The 9,892-nt window shown below is 40.4% G+C and carries 13 protein-coding genes and 1 other RNA gene; 8 read left to right on the top strand and 6 right to left on the bottom strand.

Going from position 1 to position 9,892, the window contains the following annotated elements; translation table 11 throughout:
• Positions 1-194: 194 nt before the first annotated feature.
• The 6 genes from gloA (at position 195) to IQ264_RS29280 (ending at position 2,737) form a co-directional block, all read left to right on the top strand.
• Positions 195-620 carry a lactoylglutathione lyase gene (gene gloA, locus IQ264_RS29305; protein WP_193985672.1) on the top strand — a complete coding sequence of 142 codons (426 nt, stop codon included), beginning with the start codon at positions 195-197 and terminating at the stop codon, positions 618-620.
• A gap of 88 nt (positions 621-708) precedes the next feature.
• Positions 709-805: signal recognition particle sRNA small type (ffs, locus tag IQ264_RS29300), an RNA gene on the top strand.
• 25 nt (positions 806-830) lie between these two features.
• Positions 831-1,196: a phasin family protein gene (locus IQ264_RS29295; RefSeq protein ID WP_193985670.1), complete on the top strand. Its 366-nt coding sequence runs from the start codon at positions 831-833 to the stop codon at positions 1,194-1,196.
• 82 nt (positions 1,197-1,278) lie between these two features.
• A complete protein-coding gene (locus tag IQ264_RS29290) occupies positions 1,279-1,722 on the top strand; it encodes a hypothetical protein (protein ID WP_193985667.1) in 444 nt (147 codons plus the stop codon).
• A gap of 14 nt (positions 1,723-1,736) precedes the next feature.
• Entirely contained in the window at positions 1,737-2,174 is a 438-nt protein-coding gene (gene queF, locus IQ264_RS29285) for a preQ(1) synthase (protein WP_193985665.1), read from the top strand.
• Between the two features lie 56 nt (positions 2,175-2,230).
• Positions 2,231-2,737, top strand: a complete 507-nt coding sequence (locus IQ264_RS29280) for a MarR family winged helix-turn-helix transcriptional regulator (RefSeq protein WP_193985663.1) — start codon at positions 2,231-2,233, stop codon at positions 2,735-2,737.
• On the opposite strand, the gene IQ264_RS29275 is transcribed toward IQ264_RS29280, so the two are convergent.
• Complete coding sequence (locus IQ264_RS29275) at positions 2,734-4,110, bottom strand: cytochrome c biogenesis protein (protein WP_193985661.1); 1,377 nt, start codon at positions 4,108-4,110, stop codon at positions 2,734-2,736. The two genes, IQ264_RS29280 and IQ264_RS29275, sit on opposite strands and share 4 nt — an antisense overlap.
• Positions 4,111-4,272: 162 nt before the next feature.
• Entirely contained in the window at positions 4,273-5,013 is a 741-nt protein-coding gene (locus IQ264_RS29270; RefSeq protein WP_193985658.1) for a cytochrome c biogenesis protein CcdA, read from the bottom strand.
• Between the two features lie 126 nt (positions 5,014-5,139).
• Between IQ264_RS29270 and IQ264_RS29265 the strand changes: the two genes are divergently transcribed.
• Both IQ264_RS29265 and IQ264_RS29260 read left to right on the top strand, forming a co-directional pair.
• Positions 5,140-6,093 (top strand): alpha/beta fold hydrolase, encoded by a 954-nt coding sequence (locus IQ264_RS29265; protein WP_193985656.1) that lies wholly within the window; start codon positions 5,140-5,142, stop codon positions 6,091-6,093.
• Between the two features lie 59 nt (positions 6,094-6,152).
• A complete protein-coding gene (locus tag IQ264_RS29260; RefSeq protein WP_193985654.1) occupies positions 6,153-6,614 on the top strand; it encodes a VOC family protein in 462 nt (153 codons plus the stop codon).
• 24 nt (positions 6,615-6,638) lie between these two features.
• Here IQ264_RS29260 and IQ264_RS29255 read toward each other — a convergent pair whose 3' ends face one another.
• The 4 genes from IQ264_RS29255 to apcA form a co-directional block, all read right to left on the bottom strand.
• Positions 6,639-7,892: an FtsW/RodA/SpoVE family cell cycle protein gene (locus IQ264_RS29255; protein WP_193985651.1), complete on the bottom strand. Its 1,254-nt coding sequence runs from the start codon at positions 7,890-7,892 to the stop codon at positions 6,639-6,641.
• 139 nt (positions 7,893-8,031) lie between these two features.
• Complete coding sequence (locus IQ264_RS29250; protein WP_193985649.1) at positions 8,032-8,235, bottom strand: phycobilisome linker polypeptide; 204 nt, start codon at positions 8,233-8,235, stop codon at positions 8,032-8,034.
• Between the two features lie 207 nt (positions 8,236-8,442).
• Positions 8,443-8,928, bottom strand: coding sequence for an allophycocyanin subunit beta (apcB, locus tag IQ264_RS29245; protein WP_193985647.1), 486 nt, complete (start codon positions 8,926-8,928; stop codon positions 8,443-8,445).
• Positions 8,929-9,000: 72 nt separating this feature from the next.
• Positions 9,001-9,486: an allophycocyanin subunit alpha gene (gene apcA, locus IQ264_RS29240; protein ID WP_193985645.1), complete on the bottom strand. Its 486-nt coding sequence runs from the start codon at positions 9,484-9,486 to the stop codon at positions 9,001-9,003.
• Between the last annotated feature and the right edge of the window lie 406 nt (positions 9,487-9,892).

Here is a 9,892-nt window from a genome sequence, read left to right as displayed (position 1 = left end):
AGGCAGGGGAGATGGGGAGATGGGGAGATGGGGGGATGGAGGGAAAATAATTTAACTAACTATTTCTTCTACTCTCCCTACCTCCCCAGTCCCCAGTCGATGGCGGTCCCCAGTACCCATTCCCAGAGGACAGGGGAGATGAAAAAAGCCAATCTAAAATCTAAAATCTAAAATCGATAAATTTGGAGTTAATCATGCGGCTACTACACACGATGTTGCGCGTTGGCAACTTGGAAGAATCGCTAAAATTCTACACCGAAGTTCTGGGGATGAAGTTGTTAAGGCAGAAAGATTATCCAGACGGTAAGTTTACTTTAGCTTTTGTCGGTTATGGTGATGAGTCCGATCACACAGTTTTGGAATTAACTTATAACTGGGGAGTTGAGCAGTACAATCTGGGTGATGCTTACGGTCATATTGCGATCGGAGTTGATGACATTTACGCTACTTGTGCAGAAATTAAAGCTCAAGGTGGCAAAGTAGTCCGCGAACCAGGGCCAATGAAACATGGTTCCACCGTTATTGCTTTTGTGCAAGACCCCGATGGTTACAAAGTGGAACTAATTCAATTAGGTACGCAAAGAACTGCCACCGACAAGCAAGAGTTGGTCACTCAGTAAGGATTCCAGGGACAAGGGGACAAGGGGACAAGGAGAAATGTATTAACTCAAAACTCAAAACTTTCCCAAACGTGCTATCCTGGTATCAGACCTGGACCTATGCGATTACAACGCTCAAATCTTGTCAGGACCGGAAGGTAGCAGCAATACGAGATGCTTGTGATAGGCGTAGACTCCGGGTCGCCCTATTTTTGAGAACATTCATAAGTTATGGCTGGTTTAGGAGATCTGGTTAAGAAAGCGTTTTACCTGGGAGTTGGGGTAGCTGCTTCTGCCGCTCAGTCAGCAAGTGAAAAATTAGCAGAATTAAGAGAACAAGCTCAGAAGTTGGCAGATGAAATGGTTGCCAAGGGCGAAATTACCACAGAGGAAGCTAAACGCTTAGTAGATGAAATGGTAAACCGCGCTCAACAGCAACCAATTAATCCTAGTAATAATAATCGTTCTGAACCGCGCCCCATAGAAATTTCCTCAGATGATGATTTACCTGTTAAAGCAGAGGGGCAAAATGTAGATACTTTGCGAGATCAAGTTATGCAGCTACAAGAAGAGTTGCGTCGCCTTAAGCAAGAATAATTGTGTATGATTGAGTTTAAATTATTAACTTTGTCTGCTTGCTGCAAAAATAAGTTTTGAAAGCAAGCTCAACATAAGAACTATGGAAGATTGGCAAAAAAATTGGTTTACTATGTTAGAAACAGTGGTTGATGAAGTAGAAAAATTTCTTGATGAAGTTCTTGACGAAGTTTCACAAGTTGTCTTTGAAGCATCGGACGCTTTTGTAGAAGCTTTTGATGCTTTTGCAAAAAATCCAGAAGAATTCGTTAATCAATTACAAGGTAATATTAATGTTGAGTTAGAGCAGTTTTTCACAGATGTATTTGAACCAGGTTTTCTAGATTTTGATGAGATTCATTTTGAAAGTGATTGGCCGATAACTGATTGGGTAGAACCTTCAGCAGATTTTCATCCGGCTTGTAGGGGGTGTCGTCATTTTCATGGTCAACTTTATGGCGGTAATCTTTTAGTTTGTGGAATGCACCCTTACGGTTGTGAAGGGGAAAGTTGCCCTGATTGGGAAGAAGATCAAAGAGGTTTTTAAGCAGTAATTTATCTATGACAACTCAATCTTTTAATCAGCCTAATTTTGAATTAGAGTCAAGTTCAGAAATTAAGTATGGGGAACGTTTAATTGCTGAAGGACAGTTAATTACTTTCCCAAATCCCCGCATTGGCAGACGCTATGATGTTAATATTAGTTTGCCTGAGTTTACTTGTAAATGTCCGTTTTCAGGCTACCCGGATTTCGCCACAATTTACCTGACTTATGTACCAAATGAAAAAGTTGTGGAGTTGAAATCTTTGAAGCTTTATATTAACAGTTTTCGCGATCGCTACATTTCCCACGAAGAATCAATTAATCAAATTTTAGATGATTTTGTTGCTGCCTGCGATCCTTTAGAAGCCACTGTTAAAGGAGATTTTGCACCACGCGGAAATGTGCATACAGTAATTGAAGTACGCCATCAACGTGATTCTTTGGCTGATACTTAGTTGCTAGATATTTAGATATTAAAATAAGTTGTAGGCACAACTGAGTGAATGCAGCGATGAATAACGTAGAGATTTTGGCACAGATTCAACGGGATTGGCAAAAAACACGACCTGATATCGATCCTTGGTCAATGATAACTGTTTTAGCCATTCGCCGCACTGCCTTGGAAGAGGAAAAAGTCACGGAAAAACTCTTCTCTAAATACGATTTAAATGCTGCTACATTCGGTTTACTAGCTACCCTGCGGTGTTCTGCACCACCCGAAGGCATGACTTTAACCCAAATTGCCCAATTTGTGTTAGTAACTCCGGCTTCAATTACTAATCGAGTCGATCGCTTGGAAGAAAGGGGTTTAGTAAAACGTCAAGCTGTAGTCGGAGATAGGCGACGCTGGTTAGTGCAACTAACAACAACAGGACAAGAATTAGTTGATGAAATTATTCCCAAGTACCTAGAAAATGAACGTCAGTTGCTTTCAGTTTTGGATGACAAAGAACAACAGCAATTATATTTTTTATTATTGAAGTTATTATCAAGTTTGACGGATTGCAATTCGGATTAAACTAGAGTTTCAGCTGCACCGATCTGGGGAGAAGATGTTTGTAATTTCTGCAAAACCTCTATAAATTCTCGTTCAAAAGCAACTTGGGCGCGATTGGTTCTTCCACCAATATACAACTTACCATCTTTTTCTAAAGCCCAAATTTGGGAGTGAGAAATATAACTCATAATCACACCCAACATCAGCAAACCAAAGCCAGCGTAAACTATGGGAATACCTGGGTCTGCTTTAATTTGTAATCCACTACTACCGATAACTTCTAAAATTTTTAGTTTTACACCGTTGACTTCCGTAGCCATTCCAGTACGGACAGTTGATATTAGTTTGCCAGTGGTATCATAAATTAATAAAGTTCCCTGCAAATCTTTAGTAACTAAGGAAACACCTTCACTTAAATCAGGTTTTGTGGGAATCCAAGTTCCCCAAATTCTGCCTTTACCATTGGTGTCTAGTTGCGCCATTGGTATTTGAAAAACTGGGCTGTTATTAAATTGAAATTTCACTGCGGAAATTCCCCAGTCTGTTTGATAGAAAGTCAAACCTTGATAACGCAGAGGTTTGTTGACGTAAATGGTTTGGCGATCGACTTCTGTACCTTGTTTATCTACAACTGATAAATCAGAATAAAATTGGTCAATTCCGCCTTCTGGTGTGTAATCAATCCAAAAACGGTTAACTTTGACTGCCCAATCTCTAGTAATTTTTGTTGCTGCTAACGGCCCAGCATCTACTATATTTTTTACTTGAAAAGTTTGCCCACTGGGAACCATTTCTTGGGCAACAAATCCGGTAATTCCGCCCCAAATTGACCCGGCTAAAATTATTAGCATACTAGCATGAACAATAATCGGGCCGATGCGTCCGGCTATACCTTTCCGCGCATATAAAGAATTGCCTTCTTGAAAGATCAGGTAACTTCGCTTTTGTAATTCTGGCAATAGAGAATTAAAGTAACTCTTCTCTAATTCGGTACTCAAAGCTAATTTCTCAAATTGCCGAGGTTGCTCATAAAATTTCCAATTTCTAGCTGCTTTTAAGGCGGGAAATTGCCGAGTAAAAGTACAAGCAGTGAGACTAGAACCAAATAAAATTAATAGGGATAAAAACCACCAAGTTCGATATACATGATCTAAGCCGATAATTACAATAACTTTCCAAGTGAGAAAGCCAAATAAAGCTGGATGTTCGGGATAGTTAGCTTGATAAAATTGGACGGATTGACCTTGTTCGATTACTGTACCGCTGATGCTGAAAAGTGCGATCGCCAACAGCAGCAAAATTGCCAAACGCAAATCCGCCAACAAAGGTAGTAATTCACCCCGCCAGAACTTTTGCACTTTATTAAATGGGTTTTCCGAATTCGTAACAGTCATTCGATTTTGGATTTTGGATTTACCTTAAGATAACAATCCCAATTCATTTGTGAAATCAACCTCTCTAAACTCTTTCTCTGCACTCTCTGTACCTGGAGTGGTTCAAAAAAAGAAAATTTCACCCATCCTAGAACTGGTAAATAAAATTATCGCATAATCGGTTCACCAAATTACCCCAGGAATTCGCGACAATAGAGAAAAAACTCCAAATCCTACTAACAACGCCCCACTGACCGGATTAATCCAACTAGACCAACGACGCAATTCCAGCAACTTTTTGATTGACGCTGTAAAAGTCCCCGCTAAAATCAAAGGAGTCACATATCCAGCCGTATAGGAGAGTAACAATATTGCCCCTAAAATTAAATCTTTTGTCGCTGCCACCCAAGCCAACAATGTTGCTAACACCGGAGTACTACAAGGGGACGCAACTAAACCAAAAGTTAAGCCTAATAAATAAGAACGTACCCCATGAGGCACATCTTTAGAAATCACATCTATCCCACTAAAAGAAGGGAAGCGTAAAGGTAAAGCTTCTAATAAATTTAACCCCATAATAATGGCAATAATGCTAACAATAATTGGCAACCCAATACCAACCTTACCGTATACTTGACCAACAAAAGCAGCAACAATTCCCAAACCTGCTAATGTAGTAGCTAATCCCAAAGAAAACCAAGTAGATTGTGCAGCAGCTTCTAAGCGACTTTTAGCTTCATAACCACCAATATAACCAATAGTAATCGGCAACATTGAAAGCATACAAGGTGTTAAACTGGTGAGTAACCCAGCAGCAAAAATAATCGCCACACTCAACCAACTAAGTTGCAAAAGTTGAGTTTGTACGAGGTTATCGGCATATTGTCCTAATTGATAAAGATAGGTTTGTAGTGTTTCCAGCATAGGGGTAACAGCAATGGCAATATTTAACCTTATTATATTGTAACTTACAGCGAGTTTTAATTTTATTTCTTGGTTGCTATAGTATATTTAAATAACTGGTTTTAGTAAAAATATCAATAAATTACCATGACAACAGGTTATCCTGGGAATTTTCATAATTTCAAAACCTCACCCACGCAATTTTATACATGGAATAATTACCGTTGCGCCTACGAAGTTCATACACCAATAGACGTAGAGAATAATCAAAAGATTGCGTTATTATTAATTCATCCCATTGGTGTAGGATTATCGCGCCATTTTTGGCAGCGATTTTATGAAAAATGGTATCACCTTGGGAGAGAAAATTTAATTTACAATCCCGATTTATTAGGATGTGGGGAAAGTAGTATGCCTCGTTTGGCTTATACTCCTAATGATTGGGCGGAACAGTTGCAAGACTTTTTACTTATTTTGAGAAGACCTGTAATTTTAGTAGTGCAAGGTGCTTTGTTTCCGGTGGCGATCGCACTCATAAGAAAACTCAGTATATCTCATTTAATAAAAGGAATCATATTATCTGGCCCTCCAGCTTGGCCTGTAATTACCAAAAAAGCCGAACATTGGCAACAAAAATTAACTTGGAACTTGCTAAACTCTCCTTTAGGTAATGGTTTTTACCGTTATGCCAGAGGAGAAAAATTCTTACGTTCTTTCTCAACTCGCCAGTTATTTGCTGAAGAAGAACAGGTAGATACTGAATGGTTAAATATGCTGAAATTGGGATCGAGAAATATGGCGAGTCGCTATGCAGTCTTTGCATTTTTAGCTAGATTTTGGCAACAAGGTTATGAACAAGCAATTACTAAAATCAACCAACCAACTCTGGTGGTTTTAGGAGAAAAAATTTCTAGCATTAGTAAATCTGGTACTAAGGAAACACCAATACAACGCAGTCAAGCTTACATAAAACATCTACCAAAAGGTGAAACTGTTTTTATCTCAGGTCGCAATGTTTTGCCCTACGAATCAACCGCAGAATTTGTCAAAGTAGTAGCTGATTTTGTTGATAAAATAGAATCAAATATATTAAAAACTTAACTAAATCATTGCGATCGCAATAATTCCCACTCCCTAGTCTCCAGTCCCCAATACCCATCATGCAAACTACTCCCCAATCTCTTAACGCAGCATTAGTTCCTGGTAGCTTGCGCCGAGTTCATCACATCGCATTAAACGTCCGAGATATGCAAGCATCACGCCATTTTTACGGCGATATCCTGGGACTTCACGAACTCACAGGTGATGAAATCCCCGAAACTTTAGTTGACTTAGTTGCTAAGGGAAAAGTTGCTAACTTTGTCACTCCCGACGGTACAGTTTTAGACTTATTTTGGGAACCAGAACTTACACCAGCAAACCCCGACCCCACACAGCAATTTACTCGCGCCAATCACTTAGCATTCGACATCGACCCCAAATTATTTGATACCGCAGTCGAAGTCCTAAAACAACATCAAATTCAAATCGATCATGGCCCAGTGTCTCGTCCCACAGGCAGAGGAATTTACTTTTACGATCCCGATGGTTTCTTAATCGAAATTCGTTGCGATCCTCATTGATTGGGTACTAGGGACTGGGAAATTTTAGAGTTTAGATTTGAAATCCGATCGATTTAAACTTACTATTCTCCCCCTTGCCCCTTTGCCCCTGGAACCCTCTGCCCCTCTATCTCTCTGAGGACGACGGCGTTCTGCTAAAGACACAACTTCAGCTTCACTACTTTCTCTAGCAACCCGAATTAATAAACCAGCAGCTAATAAACTGGCAATCATCGAATTACCACCGTAACTAAACAAAGGAAAAGGTAAACCAGTAGTAGGTAAAGCCCCCGTTGCCACACCAATATTCATCAAAGACTGTCCTACCATTAAAATCATGGCACCGATCGCCACTAATCGATGCACAATCTTTTGTGCCCTTTGCGCCACAAGTAACGCCAGAGTTCCATAAACAAACAAAAATCCAAACAACACTATACAACCAATAAAACCAAACTCTTCCGCATAAACAGCAAAAATAAAATCAGTATATTGAATTGGTAAATAAAATAACTTTTGCTGGGACAAACCAAACCCAGTTCCCCAGATTCCCCCAGAACCAATAGCCAACAAACTTTGTACTAACTGATAACCATCTCCCAAAGGATCGACCCAAGGATTTAAAAACATCATCACCCGTTTTTGCTGATATTCTCGCAGGCTAATACTCAGTGTAGCTAACAGAAATCCACCTAAAGCTGTAGCCCCCAACTGAATATATGGCAAACCCGCAGCCAAAGCTATTAACCAAATAGTAATGCCGCAAAATGCTGTTGTACTTAAGTTAGGTTGTAACAAAATCCCCAACAGTACAAAGCCGAAAATACATAGCCATGTCAGGCGAACTCGAAAATTTAGCTGTTCCCATTTACTGAATACTCTGGCACTCTGAAGCACCAGGAAAGGCTTAATCAACTCTGAAGGTTGAATCGGAATACCACCAATCACTAACCAACGAGTCGCCCCATTAATTGTTGTTCCCACTCCCGGAATAACTGTAATAAAGATTAAAGCCAACAGTAGCAGTACTGCCCAATCAGCGATCGCTACAATATAACGTAAAGGTGAGTGGACAACCAAATTAAACACCACCAAACCCACCAAAACCCAAGCGATTTGTCGCTTAAAATAGTATAATCCATCCCCATAACCAGCATCAGCAATAGAATAAGAAGCCGAAAATAAAATCACCAATCCTATAAATAGCCACAGGAAAGTCAACCAGCGCAGCAAACGAGCCAACGTAGCCCATTCATCTACAGAATTATCTAAAAACGGAATTAGTAGGCGTAGCTTCACTTGACTAACATTAAAACTTTGCCGTCTTTCATCTTATGACTAAAAGCCAAGAGATGAAAGACGGCATTCATGAAAATTGCTATTACCGCATCAGAATAGCCAACTTTAAAAGGATTTTCGTCAAACCTTTTGCCAAAAATTATAGCAAACCTGTATTTGTACCCTGTTTGCCAGTTGCCAATTCAACCTTGACGATTTTGCCACCCATTTTCATAATTCTTTGTTGTTCACGAAACCAGTTATCGTAGGGAACCAATTTAGTGAAGTAGGTGTTTTGTAATTCTCTCTGAGTACGAATTCTGGTTTGGCTAGGAACACAAGCAGTAATCTTAAACATCCGCATGACTTTTTATTCTCCTACTTTAGGAAACAAACTTTTGGGTCTTGATAAACCAAGGTCTGGGACTCAAGAGTAAATACTAGCCGCCAAAACTCATCAATTTACTTAGATAAGTCTTTAGCGCCCTAGCATTGACTCCTGACTTCCCAGACCATGCTTACATAGAAGACAGAGTTATTAAACCTTCGTCTTCAATGGCTCCAGAAGCAATTAGCTCAAGCCAGAGCTGATGTAGTCTAAGTAAACGCCAATTTCTTTACCAGCGTCAGCGCCAACCAAGCTGGCTGCTACTTCCTTAATTGCTTGGATAGCTTGCACGGTAGCAGAAACAGGTACACCCAAGGAGTTGTAGGTTTCCTTCAAGCCATTCAGAACGCGCTCGTCCAAAATGGAGGGGTCGCCAGCCAACATTGCGTAGGTAGCATAGCGGAGGTAGTAGTCTAGGTCGCGGATGCAAGCAGCATAGCGACGGGTGGTGTACATATTGCCACCAGGACGAGTGATATCAGAGTACAACAGAGACTTAGCTACTGCTTCTTTAACAATGGCAGCTGCATTAGCGCTGATGGTGGTAGCAGCACGTACCCGCAATTCGCCAGTGTTGAAGTAGCTTTTCAGCTTTTCCAAAGCGCCAGTATCTAAATACTTACCTTGAACGTCAGAGGAGTTAATAACAGATGTAATCGCGTCTTGCATTTGTTTGCTTCCTTCAAGTCACCTAACAAGAGAAATCCTAAATCTGGAAAATGCTTAGAGTAGAAGCAAGTTCTACTGCATAGCACCAATCACGTAATCGAAGTAAGCGCCAGCTTCAGCAGCATCTTCACCAGACAGCAGAGAGGCAGCAACATTCTTCAAACCGCGAACACCTTCAGCTACCGCAGGAATTGGGGTACCCAAAGAGTTGTACATTTCACGAACACCTACCAAACCGATTTCTTCGATAGGAGTTACATCGCCAGCTACGATTCCGTAAGTAACTAGACGGAGGTAGTAGTCGAGGTCACGCAGGCAAGTAGCGGTCATTTCTTCACCGTAGGCATTGCCACCAGGAGAAACAACATCAGGACGCTTTTGGAACAGTTGGTCGCCAGCTTGCTTAACAATGCGATCGCGGGATTCGCTCAGAGTTTGAGCAATACGGAGACGACGTTCACCGCTTGTTACAAAGCTCTTGATCCGATCCAATTCACCAGGGCTGAGATAGCGGGCCTCAGCATCAGCATTCACGATGGATTTCGTGACGATACTCATTAACGGAATCCTCCAAAAAGAAATGATCTAACCAGGATGTTGAAACTGGCGTTGGCAACCGAGTAGCTAAGTGACTTTTAACGAAACCTAAAACTCGATAGCTTAATTAAGTCTATTCTGAGAAGCAGGTTTAGTAAACTTCAATCTTTTCTCAGGTAAAGCAAAGCATCCCTGATTTCAGACTCAGCAACCTTCCGCAAATATTTTGCGACATTACGTTCATATTCTGATGCTTCCTGTAATACTTTTTAATAATTTTCCTCATGATTGCCACTTTTACCCCATTTTTTCTAACTTTTCGTAATTTGTTAATATTCATTGGTCATTTGTCAATAGTTAGTTAATAAAAATTACTGAATCAATGACAAAAAACCAACAGGAAATGCCCTATCCCCAACAAGGGGAT

Source organism: [Phormidium] sp. LEGE 05292 (genome assembly GCF_015207735.1).
Taxonomy (GTDB): domain Bacteria; phylum Cyanobacteriota; class Cyanobacteriia; order Cyanobacteriales; family Aerosakkonemataceae; genus Floridanema.
The sequence above is the reverse complement of the archived record's forward strand: the minus strand, read 5'-3'. Positions and strand labels throughout refer to the sequence as shown.